The organism is Ruegeria sp. H7, assembly GCF_056532945.1.
On record NZ_JBQFNZ010000018.1, the window covers coordinates 1 to 25,229 of the forward strand.

Here is a 25,229-nt window from a genome sequence, read left to right on the forward strand (position 1 = left end):
GCCTCCAACTGCCTTATCGCCTCGCGCACCGGGGTACGGCTGACGCCCAACCGTTCCGAGAGCTCAATCTCACGCAGCCGGTCGCCGGGCAGAAGAGTGCCCTCGCGAATCTCGTCCAGCAGGCGCTGATACGCAGAATTGCCTTGTGGACCAGGTTGTAAGGGAGCGTCCTGAAGGGTCATCATGTTCACGTCGCTTTTGCTGCATCCAAGTGCATGCAACCGGATACAGAACGATTCGACAACAGTGATCGTCAGCCCTGCCCTTTCACCAAATTCCTATAAGCCGACGGTGACATTCCGGACCAATTTCGAAACGCCCTCGAAAACGCAGTGGAGTCTGCGTAGCCAAGCCGCAGTGCGGTTTCACCAACGGACTTCCCTGCCGGACCCAGCAGCCTCTTTGCTTCTTCCAGTTTGACGCCAGACATGACCTGAGAGGCTGATTGCCCGTAAGGGGCCAGCCGGTTGTTCAATGTCTCCCGGTGGAAACCGCACAGCCGCGCCAGTTGATCGACGCCAAATCCCGGCTCGGCCAGGTGAATCCGGATCAGGCCCTGAAGCCCGGCCAAGAAATCCTGAGGCGCATGCTGGTCGAGGGTAGCGCGTGTCAGGTCTGACGGATTCTCCAATATTTCCGGGGTCAACTGATGGCTCAGCCAGGTCGAGGGAAACCGGATCGAAAAACCCTGAGGGCTGCACATGATGGCATGAACACCATGAAAATGCCTGGGTAGCACGTCAGGTTCGCTGACCCGTAAAATGATCTGGCTCGGGTCCCATCTGAAATCCAGAACCCGATGCAGCAATGATATCCAGATGCTTGCCAGAAATGCGTCGGTCTGCCCGGGCGAAACCGAAAGCTTGAAATTCCGCTTGGCACTGAAATAGGCGTGCTCGCCTTCCACAAGCAGCGATTGCGTGACCGCATTGGATTCTTTCGAGACGGCTTGAGTGTAGCGCGTAAAAAAGTCGCCCAGCGTCAACGCCTTGGCCAACATGTCACCAAGAGGCAGAAACCGAACAAGGTCGATTGATTGACCAACTTGCGCGCAGAAATCCGGTGATGTTGCGTCAGCAGCGGCTTGATGGATTTTATAGATCGTCTCGTGTGGCAGGAAATTCTGGCGATCCATCACCTGAGCTTCGCTCACGCCCAGCGGGTCCAAAACAAAAGCCGGTTCAACACCGGCGCCACGCAAAGCAGCTACAACGGGTGCAGCAACCGATGCCCGGACCAGCGGCAACGCCTTCTTTGTTTTTTGCTCAAATGCGTCCATGTCGCCCTCAAATATCACGAAGTTTATGACAGAAAGACAGCAAACACACAGAAAAGGCGCCGAAAGCTTGCAGAATGCCAAGTCAATTTGGCCGGACCGGTCATATTGTCAGGCAATTTTCAGCGGTCAGTCTAAAATCACATTCATAAATCAACATTTGTGATTCGCGATTGGAGAGCCGCCATGACGCTTGGATTAAAGGAAATACTGTCTGCAACAGCGGTCTTTGCAAGTCTGGCGATCGCGAGCCAGGCTTGTGCGCAGGAAGAAAACTTCCCGATCCTCTTTACCAACGTGCACGTGTTTAACGGTGTCGATGAACAGCGCATTGAGAACGCAAACGTTCTGGTCGTGGACAATCTGATTGCCGAGGTATCAGCGGAACCGTTGGCCGTCGCCAATGCCCAGATCATTGACGGTGGTGGGCGAACGCTGATGCCGGGCTTGATCGATGCGCACGTACATATGGCAATCACCGAGCCCGTCGCGGACCTGAGGGACAATTTTGACTGGATGTACTGGGGCGCAGTTTCCACAATTGAGGCCGAGAAGATGCTGCTACGTGGTTTCACAACCGTTCGGGATGCGGGTGGCCCGGCAATTGGTCTGCAAAAAGCGATAGACCGCGGCAAGGCCGTGGGCCCAAGGATTTACGCATCGGGGCCGGTCATTTCGCAGACTTCCGGGCATGGCGAGCATCGAGTCTATACCGAACCCCACCCGAACTTCATGGGGGCGCAGCCCTCTTTCTTCAACCAGCATGTCGAGTTCCTGGCCGATGGCGTGCCCGAAGTCTTACGTGCAACGCGCGAAGCGCTGCGCATGGGCGCGGTCCAGATCAAGGTGATGGCAGGTGGTGGTGTGTCATCTTCGGTTGATCCGTTGCACACCGTTCAAGGATTGCCGGAAGAGTTAGAGGCATCGGTTCGCGCAGCGGCCGATTGGGGGACTTATGTCATGGTCCACGCTTATAACGACGACTCGATCCTGCGGTCACTGGAAGCAGGCGTCATCAGCATAGAACATGGGCAACTGATGACTGAAGTATCAGCCCAGGCCATCAAGGATTCTGGCGCCTGGATTGTCCCGTTTTATTCTCTGCTTGGGCTTGATGAGGAAGTTGTCAAGAAGGCGCTTGGCCCGGCAGCGGCGCCCAAATTCCTTGATGTTCAGGCCGGTGCGCGCAACCAGATGAAACTGTTGAAAGAGTACGAGATCGAAAACGTTGCATTCTCAACCGATATCATCGGCGACCCGGTGGCTCTGACCAAGCAGAATGACGAGTTCAAATACCGGCTGGAGGCGTGGACTTCACACGAAATCCTGCAACAGGCCACGTCAAAATCGGCCGCACTTCTGGCGCTGTCCGGAAAGCTCAACCCCTACACAGCAGGCCCGCTGGGCGTGATCGAACAGGGCGCATATGCCGATCTGCTGCTTGTTGAAGGAAACCCGGTCGAGGACGCTGAGATCTTGGTCGACTACACCAATAACATCGATCTGATCATGAAAGATGGCGTGATCTACAAAAATACACTCGATTGAGTGTCGCGCGGGGTGAATTTACCTCGACATCCCGCGCCCCCTTAGCTTGATAAATGGGAGTACTGACACGTGAAAACACTGGCCCCACTGACAGCAATCGCTGGACTTGTTTCCTTGGCAGCAAGCAGCGCGTTGGCGCAGGACGCGCCCGCACAAACCTTGTTCACCAACGTGCATATCTTTGACGGAATTAGTGAAGAGCGGATCGAAAACGCGAATGTTCTGGTTGAAGGCAATCTCATAAAGACAGTCTCGACCGACGGTATTGATGCGCCTGATGCGACGCTTGTTGACGGGGGTGGGCGCACGTTGATGCCGGGGTTGATTGACAGTCACGTGCATCTCTACGCGACAGGGCTCGTGCAATCCTTCTCGGGTCTTCAGGCCGCCAAATGGGATCAGATCGGGGCCACTGCGGCCGAAAATGCCCGCGACTATCTCTACGATGGTTACACCACGGTTCGGGATACCGGCGGAATGGGATCGGGTCTGCGCGAACTGATCGACAAGGGGATTGTAGACGGGCCACGTATCTATGCGTCAGGTGCCGCCATCGGCCCGACATCCGGACATGGTGATTGGCGAAACCCCGAGCAGCGAACCTTCAACATGGGATCGGACGACGTCGCCAATACGTTCAACCTGTCCTATATTGCTGATGGTGCCGCGGAAATCCGGAAGGCATCGCGGCTTAACTTCGCGCATGGGGCAAGTTTCCTGAAACTGATGGCCGGCGGCGGTGTGTCATCCGAGCTCGATCCGCTCTGGTCCGTTGCCTACAACGTTGATGAGATTTCGACAGCGGTCGAGGCTGCGTCCTTCTTTGATACCTATGTGACTGTCCACGCCTATACTGACGAAACGGTCACAATGGCTCTCGACGCAGGCGTCAAGTCACTGGAGCACGCTCAGATGGTGAGCGAGGAGACCGTCAAACGCATAGCGGATGAAGGTATCTTCTGGGCCTTAAATGTGGCTGGAATGGACCCGGCGCTGCTTGATCATCCCAATTTCTCGATGCCGACGGTTAAACCGAAACTGGAAGAATATCTGGTCGGGTCAGAAAACGTCATTGAGTACATCAAGAAGTACAAACCCAAGATCGTGCATAACGTCGACACCGTGTTGTCCACCATTGGATTTGGACGCGCGCACCGCGACTTTGAAAAGTACTATTTCGCTGAATTGCTGGGGAACCATGCTTTCCTGGTCGCGGCCACATCAACAGGGGGTGAGTTGGCCCAACTGACAGGGCGGCGGAACCCTTATCCCAACAAACTGGGCGTGATCGAAGAAGGGGCCTATGCCGACATCCTGATCGTCGACGGAAACCCGCTGGAGGACCTGTCGGTTCTTGGAGCCAACCCGAAGTGGTTCGATGCACCCGCGCGTGATCGAGGGTTTGAGACCATTCGTGTGATCATGAAAGACGGCGTCTTCTACAAGAATACACTCGAATGATCGGAGTATGCGGAAAATTGGCCCCTGCGCCTTGCGCCGTCGATCCTGAACAGGGGAGCGATCAATGAACAAGGCAATCGCAGTATCTCTTTGCGCAGTTGGGATTGGAGTTTCCGGAGCAGCGACGGAGGAGTCTCACAGCCGATACTACCTGGGGATCGGGGAACCAAACCCCGATGCCTGGCAAATCATGATCGACAACCCAACCGACCGGGAAAAGGACATGGGCGCTGCGCTCGCCGCAATGGGCGGTGAGATGATCAGCTATTTCTGGGGACTGGCCGATGGCAAGAACTACATCACCGTCCGCTTCCCGGACGATCCGGGCATGGTGCAGGCCATGTATATTTCGCGTCTGAGCCAAGGGGTTCTGAAAGACTATACGTTCATCGAACTGATGACGAGCGCGGACATGATCGAAGCCCTGAAGCGCGTGCCGGAATTTTCAACGCCGGTCGAATGATGTTGGGAAGCAAAGGAACAATCTATGAAGATCGCATACGGAATTCTCGCAGCCTTAGCAGTTGTGTTTTTCATCCTTGGAGGCAGCGATGCCTTTGCCAAAGACAACAAGGGTAAAAAGCCGAACAAGGGGGGCAAGAAAGGTGATGTCAGCATTCAGATCGAAGACAAACCCGGCAAAGGCCCAAAGGCTGTGCCGCCCGGTCAGATCAAGCGCTACACGCGCGGTGCCAAGCTCCCATCTGATCTGGAGTTCGAGGATATTGGGGACCTTTCCAAATGGAAGCTGGGGGAGCCGGGCAAAGGAAACCGCTACATTCTGGTCGATGACGAAGTCCTCGAAGTTACGAATGATCTGTCTACCGTTGTCGATGCGGTCGGCATCGTCGGTGATCTTCTAAACTAGGCGAAAGTTCAATGTTTCAGGGCAAGAACTACCTCGTTTGTCCTGAAGCTGGCCGGGGCGATCATACTGTGAACCCCGGCCCAAGTTCAAAAACCGGATCCGAGGCGCTACGACGATAGAGCCCCTTCTTGTACTTTTTGCACTTGCTACAGGAATGACCACACGCGGTGCAGTTGCGAATTGTAAATCGTTCACCGGACTAAAGAGGAGCATATTACAATGAGACTGTCTTATGCTGTGATTGCTGCATTCTTTCTGGCATTGCCGGCTCATTCGGAAGTCGCACGTATCGAGTGGTCAGACTTGATCGATGAAACTGCTCAGAATTACGAAGATCCGTTCGTCGAATTGACCGGCAAACAGCTTAGCGCGCTTCGCAAATTGGTCCGGTTGCGCGCGCAGCTAGAGAAAGGCGGGCCGACGCCGGAACAGCTTCAAATGGATATCGAGGCGACCGAAGCAACCCTTGCTGAGGAAGGCATTGATGCGGACTGGCTGATTTCCCAACGCTGGGTTGTGATGGAAAGACGCGAGACGGCGGGCACGGCCGCCAACATCGACATCGATGGCGTGACCGTTTCATTGGGTGGATTTGTGATCCCGGCACCCCGCGACGAAGATGGCTCCCAAATGGCGTATATCGTGCCCGAACGTGGAATGTGCAGCCATGTTCCACCTCCGCCCCCGAACCAGATGGTACGTTTGCGCCTGAGTGATTCATGGACGCCATCGACGGTCTACGAGCCCATCGTTGTAACCGGTCAAATCAGGATCGACCCGACGCAGAAGGAAATGCTGGTTGTTGATGGTCCCGTCCTCATGAAGGCTGCGTTTTCTTTGGAGGTCGATGACGTTCAGACTTTTGGACCAACCAAGACTTCCGAAGAGGCGACCACCAATAGGGCAAGTGTGCTGATGGGAAGAACAAAAGCGACTGGCGGGGCTACCAGAGACGATGAGTGACACGAGCCAATTGACCTGAATAAGGTTCAGAACGGGCGTTCAGTTTGGTGGGCGGAATATCTGCATGAGAGACTGAACGACACAAGCGGCGATAGGGGAGTGTATGAGGGTTTGGCTATTTAGAATAATTGGGTTTGTGGCATTACTTGCATTCGCAGCAGTCGCTTTTGTTTGGTTATTGCTTGCTGCTCCGATGTTTTCGGACTTGCGGCGCGACCTTGTAGAAAGAGTTCTTTCGGAACAAATCGGCCGACCACTTTTGGTCAACGATGATGTAAGCGTCGCGCTTGGCCGCATTAGTCACATTTACGTCGGCGGTGTGGTCATCCCGAGCCTGACAATGCCGGACTCACCCCTTGTTGAATTGAACCTGCTGGAACTGGAGCTGGACATTGCCGCTTTGACCAACGGTCATCTGCATTTTGACAATCTGGTCGTGGAAGGCCTGCAGGCGAATATTCTTACAGCCGCAGACGGGACAACAAGCTGGCGAAAAGGCAATCCAACACCCAAGCCCGCGTCAGAAGAACCTGTATCAGCGGAGGATCAAAAAGACGTCGCCAGCGCTGATAGTGCCAATGAGAGTGACACAGAAGGCAGTGGAATCCTGAACTTCCTGAGCGACAAGAACGTCCGTTTCACATCAATCGGGTTAAACATCGATGACAAGGTCTCGGGCTTCTCGTTTGTATTTGACCTTCAGTCCCTCGCGCTCGAACAAGTAGATAGTGGACAACGGTCAAAGGTCTCTGGTTCCGGCTCCGTCAACGGTCAGGGTTTCGAAATCGAAGGCGACTACCCCCATGCCGCGCCATTTACGACGCGCGCCAGCTTTGGCGAAATGACCGTAAGCTATGACGGCGAGCCATTGGCGGAAGACGAAGGTGGCGGCTATCGCGCGGTCTTGGAAATGGACACCGGAGAATTCGGTGATTTTCTGGACGTCATTGGATTGGAACGGGTTTTGGAAGGCAATGGCCAGTTGCAAGCAGAACTCATGTCCCAAGACGCCCTAAAAATCGAAGCGTTTACAACCACCGTAAGCCTTGAGGATGGGCAGAAACTTGAAGCTGAGGGTTCCATAGATGACCTCTACACCGCTCAGGGCGTCGATCTGCTTTTCAACGCGCGGCTTCATCCCGAAGGGCAACCGCCGCCAGCAGCAAAAAGTGTACAAGAACTGAAATTCACCGGCTTTGAAATGCATATGGTCGGATCGCTGGCTTCCTTCGAATTCGAGAAGTTGCTGTTCCAGACCAATGCGTTTGACCAGGGGCTGGACGTAATCGGCCCAGCCTCAATCGAAAGCATTCGCCGCATGCCGGATGGCCGTTTGGCCATGCTGGGCATCGCGCTGCAAGCCGGGCCAGTTGAGGAACCGGTCCTCAAAGCCGAAGGTGAAATCCTCGACCTGCTTCAGCTTCAGGACGTAACATTCGATGGTGAGCTAAACGGGCCCGCAAAGTTGATTTTGCCCAACCTCGAAGAAGACTATGTTTACCAATTCGGCGGCATCAAAGCCGATTTCAACATATCCAATGCGGGCGGGCCGGTTTCACTCAACAGGTTTAACGCGACCACTTACGACACCGATCTCTGGGCGCTGGATCTTGCGCTATCAGTTAACGAGCTCAAAGGGCTCGCTGGTCTTGATTTTGACGTGGAACTGGATGTCGACGACGGTGCGCAGTTTCTGACCGCGCTCAACTTGCAACCTGTCGAAATCGGCGCTCTGGCGATCGATGCTGAAACCTCCAGGCAGGGCGAAGACTTTGATGCCGCAATCGAGTTCGAAGCCGGGTCTTCGCATCTTCTTGCCGCTTTGGATGCGCGGTTTCCCGAAGGTGCATCCGTCGTTCGGGGCAACATTACGAGCGAGAGGCTCGATCTCAACGACCTGAAGACCCTCACCGCCGTACTGGACCAACTGAAGGGCCTGGTAGGCGAGGCCTCGCAAAAACCTGAAACTGAAGTTCAACCCTTGGTTCTACCGAAGGAGACAAATGTCCAGCCCTTGGTGTTGCCAAAGGAAAAAGGGAAACCTGCCGATCTTCTGGATGTACAACGCGTGCTGCGAGAAGCTGACGTCGAGGTACGGATCGAATTCAAAGAGATTGTAGGCCAGCAAGGCGTTACATCTGTTTCCAGCCAATTGTCTGCCAAAGAAGGAACCGTGGATTTCGGCCCGCTCCAGATGGCTTATGGTGGCGGATATTTCAGCGTCAGGGCGGTCATGGATCTGATTGACTCACCTGATTGGCTTTCCTTGTCAGGATCGACCTCGGGATGGGAATTCGGCGAAATCCTTGATGAGTTGGGCATAGGTATTGATGCCTATGGGCGATTGAGCGGTGAGTTCAACGTTTCTGGCAGTACCGCCTCGGGCAAGGCCTTCGTCAACTCGATGCGCGGCAATGCGTCTTTGTCGATGTCGCAAGGTTACATTAGTACCAGTCTACTGGAACTGGCCGGGCTGGGTATTTTCCCGTGGCTGTTTTCAGAAGAGTTCAGACAAGGCTACACCGACATCACGTGCGTGGTTGCTCCGGTCGATATTCAGGCCGGGCGGGTCAGTTCAAACTCCATTGTCATTGAAACGGGATCAGTTCAATTGGTGGCCAGGGGGCACGTGGACTGGCTGAACGATACGATAGCAATACGAGCGGAGCCGCGGCGCGTGGGTAAACCCCTTTCCCGAAGCGCCTGGCCCTTTGATGTGACTGGCCCGCTTTCGTCGCCAAAATTCAAGCTGGATGTGGGCGGGTCCAGAAACAAGGCTCCGGGCGGTGCTGATGAAATGCCTGCCGAAAGGCAGCCATGTGTGCCAGACATCAATCAATTGGAATAATCGGGCGCGTCCTAGTTCTTCAGCGGCTCCGGCTGTTCGGCCTGACACGCCAGAACGGCCTCAATGGCTTTGGCAGATCCGCTGAGATCAAGCTCCACCTCGGCCCCACTTTCACCAATGATCGTAACACTTTGGCGTTTTCCAAACTCGGTTACAAATGCCGGGTTGTCAAAAAAGGCGTAGCCACCGGGCACGCCATTCTTGAAGACACCAACCGCTTCACCTTCGAATTTCGCATCACCAAAGTCGAACTGTACGACCCCTGTCGCACCATCCTCGATTTGAACCCAGGCCGGATTAAAGGCGGCAAAAAAGCCACCGGCCTGATTGGGTGCCGCGCCGATTTCAACGGTCATGTCATTTTCAAACGGTTTCCACGCAAGACAGCCGTTGCCCTTTTCGGGATCAATCAGGATTGTCCAGTCGCCGGATTCACCCCACCGTTCCATACCGGCGGCCCACACCGCGCCAGTGGAGATCAATGCCATTGCTGTCAGCGCCAACTTCTTCATTTGATACTCCACACCAGTTTCGAAGGTATAAGCTGCGTTCAGAGTATCGCGCGGGGTTATTCAAATACAACCATTCAATTTCTGGAATGTTGAACCGAAATCAACGCGCCCTAGCCCTGAAGAGGCAATAATCTTCGGCCTCGGCCAAAGAAAATATGACGCTCTACTCCTCTAGAATTTGCCAGAGTTGTTCCAAGTCTCTTTCGGGCCAATCTGTTCCTGAACATCCCAATGTTCGACGATCTTTCCACCTTTGAGCCGGAACAAGTCAAAGACGGCCCAATCGTCCTCGTCTTGATTTACATGGCTAAAGGCAACCACAAAATTTCCTTGGCCGAGTAGTCGGTGAACTTTGATGTATTGCGCGGTTTTTCCACCATTCGTCACCTCTCCAAGATACTTGGAGAAAGCTTCCAATCCGTCGGCTATGTCTGGATTGTGCTGATCGTATTGGTCGGTCGATATGTAGTCATTCACAAGATCGGTGCGTCCGGCCATCAGGACATTGTCGATGAACCCTTGCACCACGGTCTTGTTGGCTTCGGTGAGATCGAGATCTTCGATTTCGGTTGGGCCATCCACCATGCTGCGGCCCGAGACGGTTGGCCATTTATACGCGGCAATCACATCCCAATGCTCGACGATTTTACCGTCGTCGTCGGTATCAAAGATATCGGCCGTTACCCACTGGGCTTCACCGTTGTTGAGGCTTTGATACACATGAACGAAGACGAAATTCCCATCCTCGATGGTGCGCAGAACCTGAATGTCGCGCACCGGATTCCGCTCAAGAAAAGGTGTGAAGAACTCGATGAAACCTTGTTTACCATCACGTACACCCGTTGAGTGTTGCGTGTAGCGATCCCCGGTATATTTATCGAGCGCATCGACCATCTTGCCATCACGAATGCCTTCCAGATAAAGGCCCTTGGCATTTGCCACGCGGATACTGTCAGTCACGATATGTACTCCCGTTTCACAGTTTGGTTTTAGCCAATACCTAAAATGCTCAACAACGCGTCACGGCCAGACCAGGCTACGATAGCGGACAAGGTGCCTGTGACCATGGCAGGAACGCCTTCTTTCCAGGTGTCCCAGATCAGATGACACCCAATGGCGCCGATGGACGTGCCAAGAATTGCCAACGCGCCCAAAGTCCCGACCCATGATCCCTGAAACCAGATCGCGATTGCACCAAACAATTCAACCACGCCAACCAGGGCCATGATCTGCCGGTTCAACCCGTACTTGATGAACATCGCCAATTGGGTTTCAAATATGAACTTCTGCCAGCCGAAGATCTTGATCGAGCTTGCGAAGAGGAAGAAGACGGACAGCAATCCGACAAACACAGTCTGGCCTTCGCCCGCAAGTCTGATGGCCATTTCTTTTCCGAAGCCGCTGCTGGCCCCTGTGATCAGAATATTCATCTATCCGTTCCTCTGGTGGTCGAGAGGGAAATGGCACTCAATGGACATGATTGGAAATTATCACTACTTCTTCTTAACATGAATGAAATTGATGGAATTGACCTCAATCTACTGAAATCTCTGCAAGCCCTCATCTCGGAGCGGCATGTCGGGCGGGCTGCGCAGCGAATGAACGTAACACAACCTGCCATGAGTCATACTCTGGCAAGATTGCGCCGCCTGTTTGACGACCCTCTGTTCGTCAAGCAAGGGCGCGAAATGGTGCCAACAGCGCGCACTCTGGGCCTTGCTGCGCGGTTGAACACGATCCTTTCTGAGATCAGCGTACTGACCGCACCGGTTACATTCTCACCTGAAAACGCAAGCGCAACTATTCGAATTCATGCCCATGATTTTATTGCCACCAGTTTCCTTGCAAACGCTGTTCGGCGTATTCGAGAGCAAGCACCAGGGATCGTGTTCGAAGTTCACAGCTATTCAGATCACAGCTACCAGATGCTCGATTCTGGGGATGCCGACTTGATCATTGGCGCAGGACTTCAGGCAAATCCGAAGTTTCTTCAAAAGCTGCTACTGCGCGAGCGCCTTGTGTGCCTATTGGACCGAACCCACCCAGCGTTGAAAAGCTGGAATGCCGAGACGGTCTTTCTATATCCACATGTCCGGCTGAGCCTCATGGCCAAACAAGATGACCCAGTTCACCTTTTTGGCAAGGATCAGGGTTTGCCCCCACGCCAGGTTGGGCTGGTGACAGATAGTCTGCATCTGCAACCGGCCTTCCTGGAAGGAACAAATCTAATCGCTTTTGTACCGGAGACGCTCGCCCAAGCCGCCACCATCAACGGAAATCAAATCACGCGTGATTGCCCTTTTCCCCTGCCGGAATTGGGAATCCGTGCGATTTGGCATGAGCGAGACGCGCGATCCCCCCTTCTCAGCTGGATCCGTAGCCAGCTGGATGTTTAGCGGCCAGAAAACCGGAGAGCTTTTCAGCATCGCTCACGCTGTCGGTTTTTGAGGTTCCCTACAACGCTGTAGGTGCGCTCATAACGCTGCACTCCCAACATTGATTTCATTGAAGAAAATCTTGGAAGATTGCCCATAACTCTGCGCGGTATTTGCGCATAACTTTGCACGATTTGCCCATAAGTTTGCGTGCCACAGAGAACCCATCGAACAAACCAGCTCCTATGGCTTATCTGCAATTCTCAAATGCAACTTATTCCCAATCGCCAGCAGACGAGCGCCACGTCTTAGCGTCCGCATCCCAAACACTGGCGGTGACGCAAGGCGTTGGGTTTATTCCGTCGCAATTGGATCCATGAATATCCGCAACAACAACGCGTTGACGCCCAAAATCAACAACCGTCCAGCCCTGGTTGAGCAAGGATTGAACCTCCTCTTCAATCAAGAAGTGCGACATGCATCCGCCAGTTCCGCAGTAAAGAGATGCGGCGCTCGAACACGCAAAACCAGACTCATTCAAAACCCAGTCGCGTTGTAGATCTCCGTCGAGATCGACCCTTTCAACCGCGCCCCAATCTAAGTCAAACTGACCGTTGTTGAACTCCGCGCATGCCTGCGCCGCCAGATCAACCTTTGCTCGCAAACCGGTTGGAATTTGCGAAACGTCAGCCGCGACAACTGGTGAGGTCCAAACCAGGCCCGAACCAAGCAGGATCGCAGATACCAAACGTTTCAAGTAGCTTGCCAATTGGGAAGCCGGTTGGAAGGTGGCTTCAGTTGCATTGTTCATACCTGTAGTCCCCGTATTCCAGCCAGTTTGCCGCGCCTTCGTTAAAAATCAGAAATTCGGACCTGTCTTCCCCAAGCAGGGCGACAACAAATCCCGCCGGCGGCTCAGAGTTTCCGAAGTAACTGTAGGCCGTCATGGCTCTGATCGAATCGCCGTTAACCGCTACTCGCGCGTCCCACTCCCCCTCTGGATTGTCCAAAATTACGGGTTCGATCACGCGTTTCACCGCTCCGCCACCACAATAGACGATGCCTTCGGGCGCTTCGTAGGAGGTCTCTTGGCTAACTTCTGAATCGCACGCAGAACGAAGGGACCGAATTGCTGCGCTGGAACCTTTCAAGTCAAAAATTCCGTAGCTGACATCTTGATCAATCATCGACAGATTAACCGATGCATTGGCCGCAAGCTGGTCCAGAACAAAACCATAGTCCGGCTGACTATTGAAACTGACCTCGACGGGATAGTTGTCGACGATCTGCACGGCAGCGTTTTCTGCGCCAACCTGAAATGCGCCAACTTCGGTGGTGCCGTTCTTCAAAAATCGAATGGAAAGCCCCTGCTTATCCACAATGTCCTGGCTGTCCTCGTATCCAGCCGGAGCAAAGCGGATACGGTTGCACTGAAGCTCCAGTGTCATGCTTTCAGTCTGAATAAATGCATTGGGATTAGGCCCGGAACTGAACGACCACTCCGCCGATGCAGTGGTCGCCATTGCCATCATCAACGCTCCAATGGAAATCGTTTTGAAACTCATTTCTATCTCCATGGTGTTGCGGTTCGGACTTTCATTCAGCAGGAATTCCGGCTTGTTGCCTGGACAACCAGGTCAGGAAACAGGCTCGCCGTATTCGTTTGCGCCTTCTTCCGAAGGGCGCGTCAACTACCAGATCATCAGAATGGACAGAACCAATTGAAGAATTGAGACAACAACAATACCGGTCACGCCCAGGACTGCCGCAGGTCCTCGCAATGCGTCAGGGTTCTCGGTCCCTTGCTCCAACACCGAGAAGAACGCCACCCCACCCAGCATAACAAAAAGCGTTGCAATGCTTAGCGCCATCGGCAGCAGCAAATACCAGCCAGGTCGTCCTGTATCATGCAGCCTCCGCCAACCGGCGGCCAGCATCGGCATGAGAACAGCCAGTTGGAAAACAGAGGACATGACGCGAGATCCCTGCCCAGTTTCTGGGTTGGTCCCGAATATGATCGTATCCAGCACAGCTAAAGCAGCACTCACGAGAACCACGAACAAGAAGAACCACCAGTATTCTGAGCGTAAAGCCCGACCGGAGAACTGGAAGTATTTCGAGAAACACGTTTTAACTGCTTCACCAAATCCCATATTTCACTCCTTTCTTACTTTCTGTGCGGTCTCAAACGCTTTGCCGCTCAGGAGAACGCACTCGCCCCTAAGGATGCTCCCACTTACCTTTTTGTTTGAAAGCAGAAGCCTATCGCAAGAGAGCGTAAATAATTTTACGCGCGGAAAATATATTGATTTATCAAAAATTAGATTCAAACATGCGAATTCGACACAACTTTATTTTACCTCCGTTGTTGTCGTTGCTGCTCGCTGTGCCGAGCCCTTCCGACTGCTGGAGTGAGTGCTGGCGGTCGGAAGGCACTTTACAATGATTGAGCGCTGGGAGGACGCGATGCTTAGACTTAACGTACTCGCCCTCTGTCCAGAGTTTGCTCTAGCATTTGCTAGTGACGTCATTCGGCCTTCACACGTTATTGTCGGCCCCGATAGTCAACGAAATATCTTCCCGCCGACCAAGCCCCCCGCGGCAAGTTTTGGGAATGGTAGTCACAGGATCAAGGTATGTTCAATTGGCTGCACAGACGCGGGAGCTTCAAACAAGCGCATCCAATTTCACTAATTTCAAGGGAACCAGAGGGAGAAGAAAATGTCTAACAAGATGGTGATGATTGCAGGCGCGACATGTTTCGCACTGCTTGCGGCCTGCGACGATACGAGTACATCAAGCGCGTCCGCCGAGCTCACGCCGGCTCAGCAGGCGTGTTTGCGAGATGTAGCTAACACGACGAACAATTCGCAAGTCGTGGTGCTCTCATCCGCGTTTAGCGAGGCGGGAACACAGGTCACAGTCGGCGTTGGCGAGGATCGTGCTCCTTGGAATTGCATTGCTTACAGTGATGGCGCGACAGCTGGTATCGAGTTCCTGGGCGACGAAGGCGCATTGTGACCTGTCTGCTGCGTAGCTGAAAACGGCTGCGCAGCACTGGCTTGATCTGCTGAGGCTCGACTTGGTTTGTAGAACCACCATCATCGTATTCGCGGTCATGTACCTGTTGGCGTTGGTTGCATTCTTGACGGGCACATTTGGCTGGTTGGGACAGGAACGAGACCCTTTGTCCGGAGTGTTCCTGCTGCCGTTGGGACTACCTTGGATACTTGTGGCGGACTTATTTTCGGATTCCGCCAAGCCGTGGTTCGCGGCGATTGCTCCGGCGCTCAACCTGTTAGCGCTGGTTTTGATTTGCAGATGGGCACGCAGATTGCGCCAGTAGTGGTGGCTGAACTCTTTCTCACCAAAAGGGAGGAAAACATGGGAAAAGTAATCTTGGGAATTGTGATCGGGCTCGTCCTCGGCGTGGTTGGGGCGATGACCTTGGGTGGCGGGGCCGCGGTGGGTGTCGGCGTTGCGACAGGCTTGTCCGCCGGTGTCTGCACCACATTGAAAGGAGCACAAGCTGAGAACCTTATCACCGCCGAGCAAGCGGATCAGATCCTCAACCGCGTAAATTCCGAAATGGCGTCACTGCAAGGAATTGAAACGACGGACGAGATCGTCGGCAGCGCGCAGGCATGCGATGAATTTCTGTCAAAGTTACGAGACGCGAAGTGAGGTTCCGCTTTGTACGGAACAAAACTCTAAGGATCAGCCAGCAAGGGACCATCTGATGAAATTCGCTGTACTCAAATTCCTCGCACCGATGTTCGCAATCGCAGGCACGGCTTCTTTTGCAATGTCTGAAGCAGACGACGCGTGTATCGATCATTTGCGACAGGTTGGAGGACCAGACGGTCAATCAGGTACGATTGAAAGCTCAGAGTTCTCAGAAGCGGGCACGCTCGTCATGCTACGAGACGCAGGCGGAACACTTTGGCGCTGCATCGCGTACAAGGATGGTAGCATCGGCGAGATGTCGGTTGTCGAAGCGATGGATGATGGCGGTGGAGCCATGGCAGGCGCCGCCGGGTCTACTGGTAGCCAACGTGTCAAATTCGATGCTGGTTCCACCGGCGCCGAACTCGTTGGTGAACTCGCGCCCGGAGCGTCACAGCAATATGTTCTCGGGGCAAAAAACGAACAGTTTCTTTACGTCCGCGTTGCTCCGCGAAATGGCTCCTTAGACTACGTTATTCGTAACCCCGATGGTTCTGAACTGTTGGGATTAATGTCGGCGGACAAGGAGTATCGAGGGCAGCTTTGGCAATCTGGTGATCATGTTGTGGAGGTTATCAATCGCAGCAACTCTTCCGTCGGCTACAACGTAATTTTCGGAATTGAATAGGTGATCGACGAGAAGCCCTTGAACACGTTCCCAAAACAGCCAGGAAAAACACATGAGAACCAATGTCCTAATGGTGATCGGCGCGGTATGTATTTCTGCACTTGCAGCATGCGAAGAGAGTGGCGGATCGGTGGATTCAAGTGCACCAACTGTGGGCAGCTCTAGCGATCTTTCGCCATTTGAAGGGGCAAGAGCGGGCCAAGCTGAAATGGGCATCCAAAGTCTCGGATTTGAACTCATCCGAAGCGAAGGGCTGACCTCGTACTGGTTTAACAAGGATACAGGTGCATGTGCTCAGATCACGACGTCTGAGGGAAGGTACTCAGATGTAGCTATGCTGCCATCAGGTGACTGCTGACAAATTTCCATCAATCCCAAATCCAAGAGAAGGAGCCCAAACTTGCAATTCGACCTGGCACACGCGGCGGTCATCGTTGTCGCCTTAATCATCACTAACCTGGTATTGAAATCGGCTGGCGTGATCAACGAAGAAAACAAGCACCAATGGAACTGGAAAGTTGTTCTAGCCTACTTCGTAGTCGTCGTTATCATCAATCTCGTGTGGCCCATCTAAAGTTTCACAGCGGAAAGCTATTTGCCCACTTGATATGGTTGTCATGAACTAGCCTTTCCGAGAGACTATCAGGTCGCAAGAGTTTGAGCATTAAAGGTTCAAGAATAGAAAGGATTTGGCATGCGGTTTTTGGCGTCCCTCATATTCATTGGTGTTCTCGCAACCGCTGCGAATTCTGACGTGACCAGTCGAAATGGCGGTCCAAGCAACAGTCAAATGCTTTCAAAGGGTGGTGACGGAGGCATTGATGGTGTCGCTTTCTTTCGCCCAGTCTTAAGCGGAGTGTTGTATCGATCCGGTTTCAAGGGCGGCGACAAGGATCGAACTGGCCTAAGTGAAGGTCAACGCGAAACTCTGTGCGGCGAAGGGTTTTCAACCGGGTTTTATGCCGACTTCGGCAAAAACACTGAATACGGTCGCACCAGCTGCGGAAACGGATCCTTTGACTATCAGAGCGCCAGATCCTCTCGACCCGATGCTGTCATGGCGTCCATACACGAGGTGATTAAAAACCCTGGAAAGGGCCCTGTTCTGGTGCACTGCATGTGGGGCGTTCATTCCTCAGGTGCATTGTCGGCGATGGCGCTCGTTCAGTTTTGCGGTTGGACAGAAAAAAGGGCCAAGGAATATTGGAATGATGCCCGAAACGGAGCCCCTTGTTCAGGCGGGTGCGACCAGTGGATTGACTCAAAATTTTCCAACTTCAGTGTCGACCCAAAATTGAAGATCTCCAACGAGCAACAGGCAGCGATTTGCCCCAAATGATATTGGGAGGACTATCCAAATGAAGTTCAATCTTCTGGGGTCACTTGCTTTAATTGCACCCACTGTCTTGTGGGCGAACGACGATGTTCTCGGTGAAGCCACGACATTTGATAGTCCCAACGGCGTTACTGAACGCTGTATTCGGATCGAAAAAGTTCCATCGGGCGAGTATAAGAAAAGCGATCTTGAGGAAGAAACGGCCTATTGCGAGATCGATTTCTATGCCTCCGAAATTGCTATTTGCCCAAAAACCTGGAGCACCAGCCCAGGAATGGCAGTCTACGATATTTCGGAAGGACCTTACGTGGGGAACCGTTCTGAATTCGAGAGAAACGCTTGCAAAGAGGGGAAGGCGGCAAAAGATCTGGCTAAGGACAGGGTGGCTAAATTCAAGTCCACCATGAACCAAAAAGGCACCAGTGGAACCTTTTCCACGTCTTCACTGCTTTACTATCATTTCTCCAGATATTTCGACGCGACTGTAAAAGTTCCAGTCGCCGTTTGGCGTAGCATGGACGCCCAGGCGCATTTTTCCGAGGTCGCCGAGCCTGGCCTTGCGATTTCTGGTGGCTCTCATGGCGGGCGCATGAACCACGAAGGCTGGCGGGTCTTCGCAGCTGCGGATGCTGACCCGAACTCATACCAGCCAACCGACGATCTGTTCACCGCAGATCGAACGCAAATATTCGGTGTGCTGCTTGATAGCCCTGGGCATCGATACGGCTCGGAAATCAACGGCACCCGTAAATCTGGTTGGGGAAAAGGTCAGAACCGCGATTTTCAGGAAACTCCTGCATTCTTGGCTTTGCGTTCTTCAAAACCCTTGCCAGAGGCCATTGTAGTGGGCGTCGGAGAAGGTCGAAGAGACCGGATGATCAACAAGGATCTCGGTCCCGATGTCAGCGACCAACAGATGGCATTTTGGATGCAAGAACTTACCGAGATTGTACTCCTCGATTTCATCTTTAGCCAGCAGGACCGCGTAGGAAACATAGACTTCACACCCTATTGGTATTGGGTCGAAGACGGAAAGCTGAAGCATAAGAAAGCCAAGCACCATGAGCCAAACGATGGAGACGTTCCCGCCGACGCGTTATTGATCCGTCGCAGCAATCTAAACGACAACGATGCTGGCGGGCGTGTCGAGTATGCCAACTTCGCGAAATCCACTCAAATGCTGGAGAAAATGCGGCACTTCTCTCCAAGCGTGTATCGGCGCTTGGTCGCTTTGAATAGTGATCTTCAATCTCAAGGTCCCGTCTACGGCTGGCTATCGCAAAGCCTTGGGTTGTCAGACAGGCAGATTGCACAAGTTGTAAAAAACACCGAGCTGGCAACGTCCATTCTCCAGGACAATTGCTCAAATGGCGATTTGATGTTCGACTTGGATCCTGTCGCATTCTTTTTGAGAAACAACACCGAGGTAGAGACAGTGGATTGTAATGACCCGTAGGCTTTCTACGCTTTTCGCGGCGTTCATTTGGACCACTCTGATCGCCTGCAAAGCGGCGGCATTGGATGTTATCGTCATATCGGATCTGAACGGCAGCTATGGTTCGGTGAAATACGATGCCCGCGTCGACAAGGCGATTAAGCGGATAGTCGAGATTGATCCAGATCTGGTGATTTCGACGGGCGATATGGTCGCGGGACAGCGCATTCCCAACTTGTCAGACAAACAGGTCAGAGAGATGTGGAAGGCGTTTCACGAGGCCGTATCAGATCCTTTAGAGGCTGCCGGCATTCCATTTGCGGTCACACCAGGAAACCATGATGCCTCCGCCTACCGAGGGTTCGAGCGTGAAAGAAAAATATACGCAGAGGAATGGACTCCGAGAAAACCAAGCGTCGACTTCCTGGTTTCGGATGACTACCCGTTCTTCTACGCATTTGAGATGCAGGGCATTACGTTTGCGTCTCTGGATGCAACGACCCTGGGCCCGCTATCCGGTGATCAGCAGGACCGGCTACAGGAACTGGGTGCAGACGGGGACCCGATTGTCACTTTCAGTCACCTCCCACTTTGGCCCTTCGCGATCCAGCGCGAGCGCGAAATCATCGGTGATCCGACACTTGAAAAAATCTATTTGGAAAGCGGTGTCGTTCTGCATCTGTCAGGCCACCATCATGCCTTCTATCCCGGTTGGAAAGACGGTGTGGCTTATGTCTCTCAAGCTTGTTTGGGAGGTGGTCCGCGGCGGCTTATTGGCGATAGCGCCAGATCACCTCACAGCTTCACTCATGTTACGTTCCAGCCGAACGGAGAGTTTGGGATAGCAGTATATCGAGGACCCGATTTCGAAAGGTCGGTAAACTTCAAGTCGCTTCCGAAAGAGATCAGATCCCCGAACGCGGTGTTGAAACGTTTGGACCTTGTTAAATGACTAGAGGTTGAGTTTCAGCTCAACTTTATCAGGGACCAGATCGTTTATCATCTCTTCTATCCGGGCTTCTGAAAGCCCTCCCGAGGTGATGAAAAGCAATGAGACGCGAGACTTTCCGGGGACGTGGTGTTTTCTGACCAGCTTCCAGCCAGCGTCTGCGGCCATAGCTTCAATGGCCCCGCTGACGTTCAATGAGTGTTCTTCGTCTGAAGCTTTGAGCGAAATTTCCACACCCTTGTTTCGTCCACCGAGCCAAATGAAACACCAACATACAACCGCCACCAGTGTGGCCATCAGCGGCAAGCCCAAACCGACCGCAAGACCAAGAACAGTCACGATTATCATTTCGACAGTGTCCACCGGATCATCGAGATTGGAGCGGAACCTGAGCAACGCTCCGATTCCAAATATGACAAAACCGATCATTGACCCATGCTGAACCACCAGAAAACCAACCGCCATGCCGATAAGCGCATACAGGAAGAAAAGCCTTGGCATAACTATGTCGCGGACGCTTCTACGGGCTTTACGTCTCACCGGATGATAGACGATCAAGCCAGCCAGAATGATCGTGACGATCACATCGAGAGTAAAGAAATACAGTTCCTGTTTGCCACGAAACTGCGTCCACCGGCGTTCGATAACGATTTCTGACCCCGAAGCCCCGGCCAGCATCGTCGCAGGGTCGACTTGTGACACCGCAGCACCTGGCAACAGCAGCATCAACAACACGGTCACAAGTGTGAGGGTCGTATTCAACTTGTCTTCCTTCCTGCTCAAGCCAAAGGCTTACGCTTAACAAAAGCACATCGTGCCCTATTCAATTCAATCGCAACAGGCGGGATCAGGTAAAGAGATTACAGTGCATTCTTCGGACATCGTATCCGGACTGTGATACGAACGCTGATACAGGGATGTGGTCCAAGCGCGAGAGAATCCAATGACAGAAAACAGAGTGTTTTCGTCAAAAGCTGAAATTTCACGGTGTTTCTGCAAACTTAGACGATTCGCTTTTACGGCCAGCTTGGTTGCGGCAGCCTTCTTGCCTTGGACCGATTTTGCCTACGCCGAAAGTGCTGGTTTGGTTCTGGTCGATAAATTCAAGGTGGCAGACAAATCAGAGGGATTTTCAGAGCCTTCCGGTTTGGCAATGTCTAACGCTGAAGGCTTCTTGTGGTCTGTAAGTGATGCCGAACCTAAACTGCACCTACTCGGAGTCGACGGGGTATTAGGAAACTCTTTCAAGTTGCCAGCATTGGCAGGATCAGATTTGGAGGGTGTTGCACCTCGAAAGGATGGGTCTGTTTTGGTGCTTCAAGAAACTGACCGATCAATCCTAGTCGTTCACCCAACTGACCCCATTCAACTGACGACAATACCTCTCGCATCTCTTAAAGGTTACCCGACCGCCGCTGCATTACTCGTCGGCAACCCATTGAACAAGGGACCCGAAGGCATCGCCGTTGACCCGGAATCCGGGCGGGTCTTCGTTGGCATTGAGGGACAACCAAGGTTGTTAATGGTGTTATCGCCAGAGCTAGACGAAATTATTGAGATCATTCCTTTAGCCCGCGATGCAGGTTTTATCTCCGAGCGTATAGATGATGATGAACTGGATTTGAGTGGCCTGGCATGGTCCCGGTCCTCGCGTTCTCTTTGGATTGTGAGTGACAAAAGCCGTCAGATCTTCGTCTACAATCCAGAGTCCAAGTCCGTAAAGTCTATCAGTTTGACGTTCACAGAAGATGGAAAACAAAAAGAAGTTAAACATCCCGAAGGGATCGCCCTCGATGAGACCAGAGGGCTTCTCTATATCCTGACAGACGATGCCAAGAAATCGCGGCTTTATGTTTTTGAGCAACCGGAATTGTGAGGACTGTTCTACTAGTTCTCTACTCTAACTTGTTGAAAAGCCGGGTTGTGTAATTGAGCGCCGTCGTATGTGCGGCATATTAAGTAAATCCGCGTTCTGTTCACTGTGTTTCTTAAAAACATCACCCATCAATACATTCGAGTAGCGTCAGGTTCACACATGCGAACCACATAATAACATTGGACTTCAACATGCTCAGTCACTTTAAGGTTGTCAAAAATGCGCATATTCAGCTCAGTTGTTTTTGCGATCATTTGCACTCTTGTGGCCACTGCATCAGTTCCAAGAAGCAGCATTGCCCAAACCTGGGACATCGCGTCCCAGCACTCGGTCAGCGGCGTAACGGTGTATGATGCGGATGAGCTGTTAACTTTTGCCGGTCAATTGGCCTTCAATCGGTCTGGGCGCATCACAGCGGTGGAGGTCGCATCAACGATTACTCAGATCTACCGAGAAGACGGTTACTTCTTGGCTGAGGCCTGGCCCGGTCCCGATGGGCAGAGCATAATTGTTGATGAAGGGCGCATTCAAACCATCGAAATTGAAGGCGTAGATACTCGCACGTTCCAAACACTAGAGAAGATTTTTCAGCCCCTCACCACCGCATATCCAATAACTCTCAAACGATTTGAGCGGGCGGTTATGCTAGCCGAGGACATACCCGATTTGGACGTGTCGACCGAACTTGATTACCCGGATCAGGCTGGTGCTCGGCTGAGAGTATTGGGAGAACCTCTGCGCAAACAAGCCGGTAGTGCGACACTAGACAACCCTCCGCGTGAGCTTGGGGAAGCGCTCAGTTTCTATGTCGTACAAGAGTTTTATTCGACACTGACCGTTGGGGATCTGCTGCGATTTGAGGGTTCAGGCAATTACAATTGGGACAAAGACGATGAACACTCTTTATGGGGCGCTCTTACCTATCGCACCCCGCTGAACAGTAATGGTCTGTACGGTGAGATCTTCTACGGGAACATAAACGCAAAACGTGACCTCTCAGGAAATTTTGCGAGAACAGATATTGACGGCGAGAACTTCACCGTCGCGATGGGTTACCCCGTAATCCGAGATGTAGCCCGATATGGATACTTTCTGCTGGATTATCGCCTTTCAAAAGCGGACTCAGTCAGTGGCGGCGTTCCATTATCCAGTGACGCAAGTGTCGTTGGCCTTACTTATCTTTACGGGCAAAACTATCCAAAGGGACAAGCTCTGGAAGCGGGGCTAACCTTATCTTTTGGCGATAATGACAATGAAACGACAGATGCGAATTTTGACGACGGGGACTCTTCGTTCTGGCATCTACGAGGCGGCATCGGATACGAAAGCCCACTAACGGGCTTGTCGCCCAACACAGCTTGGCGCACCGAGATCTGGGGGCAGTACACAACAGACCGGCTGCCCTCTGTCGAAGAGTACTTCCTTGGTGATCGCTACGCTTTGCGCGGATATCGTTTTGACGAAGTGGATGGTGATTCCGGGATTTCCGCGATTTTCGAAGTGTCTCATTCCTACTTCCCCAGTTCCCAGAGCATACATCGCTTAACGCCCTTTGCCTTTTTCGACGTGGGTTACATCTCGAATAATGACCCTGCGAGTTTCGAAGTTGATAATGCTACACTGGCGTCGACAGGTCTGGGTTTGGACATTGAGTTTAAGCAAAATCTATTCCTGTCCGGATATGTCGGTGTCCCTTTGAGAGACGGCCCTTTGACCGACTCTGGCGATCCTGGCGCGTATCTTGCTCTGACAACAAGTTGGTGAGGATGTTATGAAACTGAACCGAATTGCTGTACTTACCGCAACTTGTCTAATTGCAGAACTGGCCGCTACTCAGGTCTTTGCCCGCGGAAATCACTACGGGTGGTGCCGAGGCGTAGGGAACCCACACCAGTCGAGCCAAGGGTGCGGGCAGGCTGGCGGGCAAGGGGCAGGTAATCAAGTTACTGGTCCAACTCAGCCGGTGGCAAATCAATTGCCGCCTAAGGGAACGCAGCAAACGCCCACGTCCGTTACTGTTCCAGTCCTTGCGCCGGGCGCGGTCCCGAACGCAATTCCCGGTCAGGTTCCTATTGCGACACCGATAGCGGTTCCTGGTCAGGTTCCCACGCCGGTAGTAGCGCCGACCCTAACTCCGCCTCTGGCACCAAACGCGACACCAAACCGGGTTCCGACAGCTGTTCCAAATCAGGTTCCGCCATTGGCTACTGGTCCCACCGCGGTGCCCCCGCAAGTTCCGACTGCAACTCCCAATCAAGTTCCGGTCGCTACCCCTGGCCAGGTTCCGCCTCAACCCACCGGCCCAACAGCGGTGCCGCCACTTGTGCCCACCGCAACACCAAACCAAATACCAGTCGCAGTTCCTGGTCAGGTCCCACCTCAGCCCACTGGACAAACTGCTGTGCCACCGCTCGTCCCGACTGCAACACCAAACCAGATTCCGGTCGCAGTGCCCGGCCGTGTTCCGCAACCCAGCGGTACTACGGCGACACCACCGCTTGTCCCAACCGCAACCCCCAATCAGGTTCCAACGGCGGTTCCTGGCCAGGTTCCACAGTTGACACCAAAACCGACGGCAACTCACGTGGCCGTCCCAGGACATCCGAAACCACAAGGCGTCGTGACAATCATGCGCCCAAAGCCGAGGCCGACAACCGGTACTGTCCAACAACCTGGCACAACACAAGTGACCCACCATTTAACCCACCAAAGTAATGCGAAGAAACACGATCACGTCGCAGCAACACCTGGACGACATGACCCGCACGACCTACCGAGGTTCCGCAACGCGGCGGCCAAGGAAGACTGGGAATGCGTTGCCAGCGGATTTGGACAGCGCCGGTATGATGCTGGGCGAGGCGTGTTGCTGAACAACGGAGCGTTGCGGCACCTCGGAAACGTGGACGCAATGGCACGCGATGTACCGGCACGACATCCAAAACACTCTGGCTGCATTATTTCGGTCAAACGAAAGCAGCAGTAGCGCCAGTCTGGTAAAGGCACATCTTGAAACCTTAGAGGAATTCTTCCGAGTGGGAAGCTGGTTTCCGACCAAGGTTAAGCTGAAGAATAGACATCAACCGAAGGTGTCATCGCTCAGAAGGTTAATGAGGCATAAAATATGCCTTTCTGAGTGCTGTTTGGGCATCCGGCTCGGATCATCGGATGCCCCAAAAAACCGACTAGGAATTTCGCAAAAAAGCGAAACCTCTACGAGAAGGAGTCCTCCATGAGTGCTAGATTGGTCCTTCTGCTTGCTGCCGTTGGCCTCGTGCCAATTGCGTTGTCATACGGTCTGATGCCCGGCAGTTCGATCCCAGTTTTGCTGGGATTTCCGGTGGAAGGGACGAACCAGACTCATGTCTTCCGAGCGATTATGGGTCTTTACATGGCAAACGCGCTGTTTTGGTTGGCAGCTGCTTCGAAAC

General features: G+C 53.1%; 27 protein-coding genes. 18 read left to right on the forward strand and 9 right to left on the reverse strand.

The window, feature by feature from the left end; translation table 11 throughout:
• Positions 1 to 182 (reverse strand): GntR family transcriptional regulator (locus ACR0AC_RS20940; protein ID WP_480875894.1); only part of this gene is annotated, 182 nt, incomplete at its 3' end.
• 71 nt (positions 183 to 253) lie between these two features.
• Positions 254 to 1,279 (reverse strand): helix-turn-helix domain-containing protein, encoded by a 1,026-nt coding sequence (locus ACR0AC_RS20945; protein ID WP_480586053.1) that lies wholly within the window; start codon positions 1,277 to 1,279, stop codon positions 254 to 256.
• Between the two features lie 183 nt (positions 1,280 to 1,462).
• On the opposite strand from ACR0AC_RS20945, the gene ACR0AC_RS20950 reads away from it, so the two are divergent.
• The 6 genes from ACR0AC_RS20950 to ACR0AC_RS20975 all read left to right on the forward strand — a co-directional run bounded on the left by ACR0AC_RS20950 (position 1,463) and on the right by ACR0AC_RS20975 (position 8,964).
• The gene (locus ACR0AC_RS20950) at positions 1,463 to 2,824 is read left to right on the forward strand and encodes a metal-dependent hydrolase family protein (protein WP_480875897.1); all 1,362 of its coding nucleotides are present in this window, start codon (positions 1,463 to 1,465) and stop codon (positions 2,822 to 2,824) included.
• Positions 2,825 to 2,938: 114 nt separating this feature from the next.
• On the forward strand, positions 2,939 to 4,285 hold the full coding sequence (locus ACR0AC_RS20955) for a metal-dependent hydrolase family protein (protein ID WP_480875899.1): 1,347 nt from the start codon (positions 2,939 to 2,941) through the stop codon (positions 4,283 to 4,285).
• A gap of 190 nt (positions 4,286 to 4,475) precedes the next feature.
• Positions 4,476 to 4,748, forward strand: coding sequence for a hypothetical protein (locus ACR0AC_RS20960; protein WP_170455707.1), 273 nt, complete (start codon positions 4,476 to 4,478; stop codon positions 4,746 to 4,748).
• 24 nt (positions 4,749 to 4,772) lie between these two features.
• Positions 4,773 to 5,153: a hypothetical protein gene (locus ACR0AC_RS20965; protein WP_170455709.1), complete on the forward strand. Its 381-nt coding sequence runs from the start codon at positions 4,773 to 4,775 to the stop codon at positions 5,151 to 5,153.
• Between the two features lie 219 nt (positions 5,154 to 5,372).
• A complete protein-coding gene (locus tag ACR0AC_RS20970) occupies positions 5,373 to 6,116 on the forward strand; it encodes a DUF3299 domain-containing protein (protein WP_480875902.1) in 744 nt (247 codons plus the stop codon).
• A 136-nt stretch (positions 6,117 to 6,252) separates the two neighbouring features.
• Entirely contained in the window at positions 6,253 to 8,964 is a 2,712-nt protein-coding gene (locus ACR0AC_RS20975; RefSeq protein ID WP_480875905.1) for an AsmA family protein, read from the forward strand.
• Between the two features lie 11 nt (positions 8,965 to 8,975).
• Here ACR0AC_RS20975 and ACR0AC_RS20980 read toward each other — a convergent pair whose 3' ends face one another.
• The 3 genes from ACR0AC_RS20980 to ACR0AC_RS20990 all read right to left on the reverse strand — a co-directional run bounded on the left by ACR0AC_RS20980 (position 8,976) and on the right by ACR0AC_RS20990 (position 10,906).
• Entirely contained in the window at positions 8,976 to 9,476 is a 501-nt protein-coding gene (locus ACR0AC_RS20980) for a hypothetical protein (protein ID WP_480875908.1), read from the reverse strand.
• A 171-nt stretch (positions 9,477 to 9,647) separates the two neighbouring features.
• Positions 9,648 to 10,436 (reverse strand): nuclear transport factor 2 family protein, encoded by a 789-nt coding sequence (locus ACR0AC_RS20985; protein WP_480708685.1) that lies wholly within the window; start codon positions 10,434 to 10,436, stop codon positions 9,648 to 9,650.
• A 29-nt stretch (positions 10,437 to 10,465) separates the two neighbouring features.
• Entirely contained in the window at positions 10,466 to 10,906 is a 441-nt protein-coding gene (locus ACR0AC_RS20990) for a DoxX family protein (RefSeq protein ID WP_480627206.1), read from the reverse strand.
• Between the two features lie 30 nt (positions 10,907 to 10,936).
• Here ACR0AC_RS20990 and ACR0AC_RS20995 point away from each other — a divergent pair, with 30 nt between their 5' ends.
• Positions 10,937 to 11,872 carry a LysR family transcriptional regulator gene (locus ACR0AC_RS20995; protein ID WP_480875911.1) on the forward strand — a complete coding sequence of 312 codons (936 nt, stop codon included), beginning with the start codon at positions 10,937 to 10,939 and terminating at the stop codon, positions 11,870 to 11,872.
• A 253-nt stretch (positions 11,873 to 12,125) separates the two neighbouring features.
• On the opposite strand, the gene ACR0AC_RS21000 is transcribed toward ACR0AC_RS20995, so the two are convergent.
• From ACR0AC_RS21000 to ACR0AC_RS21010, 3 genes are all read right to left on the reverse strand, one after another.
• Positions 12,126 to 12,662: a hypothetical protein gene (locus ACR0AC_RS21000; protein WP_480781830.1), complete on the reverse strand. Its 537-nt coding sequence runs from the start codon at positions 12,660 to 12,662 to the stop codon at positions 12,126 to 12,128.
• Entirely contained in the window at positions 12,646 to 13,416 is a 771-nt protein-coding gene (locus ACR0AC_RS21005; RefSeq protein WP_480781831.1) for a hypothetical protein, read from the reverse strand. Before ACR0AC_RS21005 ends, ACR0AC_RS21000 begins: the two co-directional genes overlap by 17 nt.
• Before the next feature lie 126 nt (positions 13,417 to 13,542).
• A complete protein-coding gene (locus ACR0AC_RS21010) occupies positions 13,543 to 14,004 on the reverse strand; it encodes a DUF805 domain-containing protein (RefSeq protein WP_480875916.1) in 462 nt (153 codons plus the stop codon).
• 568 nt (positions 14,005 to 14,572) lie between these two features.
• Between ACR0AC_RS21010 and ACR0AC_RS21015 the strand changes: the two genes are divergently transcribed.
• From ACR0AC_RS21015 to ACR0AC_RS21050, 8 genes are all read left to right on the forward strand, one after another.
• A complete protein-coding gene (locus ACR0AC_RS21015; protein ID WP_170337109.1) occupies positions 14,573 to 14,872 on the forward strand; it encodes a hypothetical protein in 300 nt (99 codons plus the stop codon).
• Positions 14,873 to 15,172: 300 nt separating this feature from the next.
• Positions 15,173 to 15,535, forward strand: coding sequence for a hypothetical protein (locus ACR0AC_RS21020; RefSeq protein WP_170470484.1), 363 nt, complete (start codon positions 15,173 to 15,175; stop codon positions 15,533 to 15,535).
• Positions 15,536 to 15,590: 55 nt separating this feature from the next.
• A complete protein-coding gene (locus ACR0AC_RS21025) occupies positions 15,591 to 16,205 on the forward strand; it encodes a hypothetical protein (RefSeq protein WP_170408626.1) in 615 nt (204 codons plus the stop codon).
• Positions 16,206 to 16,257: 52 nt separating this feature from the next.
• Entirely contained in the window at positions 16,258 to 16,563 is a 306-nt protein-coding gene (locus tag ACR0AC_RS21030) for a hypothetical protein (RefSeq protein WP_170470487.1), read from the forward strand.
• Between the two features lie 42 nt (positions 16,564 to 16,605).
• Complete coding sequence (locus ACR0AC_RS21035; RefSeq protein WP_170470490.1) at positions 16,606 to 16,779, forward strand: hypothetical protein; 174 nt, start codon at positions 16,606 to 16,608, stop codon at positions 16,777 to 16,779.
• Between the two features lie 120 nt (positions 16,780 to 16,899).
• On the forward strand, positions 16,900 to 17,544 hold the full coding sequence (locus tag ACR0AC_RS21040) for a protein-tyrosine phosphatase family protein (RefSeq protein WP_480875919.1): 645 nt from the start codon (positions 16,900 to 16,902) through the stop codon (positions 17,542 to 17,544).
• 19 nt (positions 17,545 to 17,563) lie between these two features.
• On the forward strand, positions 17,564 to 18,997 hold the full coding sequence (locus ACR0AC_RS21045; RefSeq protein ID WP_480536390.1) for a hypothetical protein: 1,434 nt from the start codon (positions 17,564 to 17,566) through the stop codon (positions 18,995 to 18,997).
• Entirely contained in the window at positions 18,987 to 19,928 is a 942-nt protein-coding gene (locus ACR0AC_RS21050; protein ID WP_170520103.1) for a metallophosphoesterase family protein, read from the forward strand. Before ACR0AC_RS21045 ends, ACR0AC_RS21050 begins: the two co-directional genes overlap by 11 nt.
• Here the strand turns inward: ACR0AC_RS21050 and ACR0AC_RS21055 are convergent, their stop codons facing one another.
• Positions 19,929 to 20,687, reverse strand: a complete 759-nt coding sequence (locus ACR0AC_RS21055; RefSeq protein ID WP_170520100.1) for a DUF4956 domain-containing protein — start codon at positions 20,685 to 20,687, stop codon at positions 19,929 to 19,931.
• Between the two features lie 181 nt (positions 20,688 to 20,868).
• Between ACR0AC_RS21055 and ACR0AC_RS21060 the strand changes: the two genes are divergently transcribed.
• The 3 genes from ACR0AC_RS21060 to ACR0AC_RS21070 form a co-directional block, all read left to right on the forward strand.
• Positions 20,869 to 21,801, forward strand: a complete 933-nt coding sequence (locus ACR0AC_RS21060; protein WP_170470501.1) for an SdiA-regulated domain-containing protein — start codon at positions 20,869 to 20,871, stop codon at positions 21,799 to 21,801.
• 219 nt (positions 21,802 to 22,020) lie between these two features.
• Positions 22,021 to 23,565, forward strand: a complete 1,545-nt coding sequence (locus tag ACR0AC_RS21065) for a ShlB/FhaC/HecB family hemolysin secretion/activation protein (protein ID WP_171644783.1) — start codon at positions 22,021 to 22,023, stop codon at positions 23,563 to 23,565.
• A gap of 1,465 nt (positions 23,566 to 25,030) precedes the next feature.
• Positions 25,031 to 25,229, forward strand: a 199-nt coding sequence (locus ACR0AC_RS21070) for a DUF4345 family protein (protein WP_480875922.1), incomplete at its 3' end; no start/stop codon positions are given.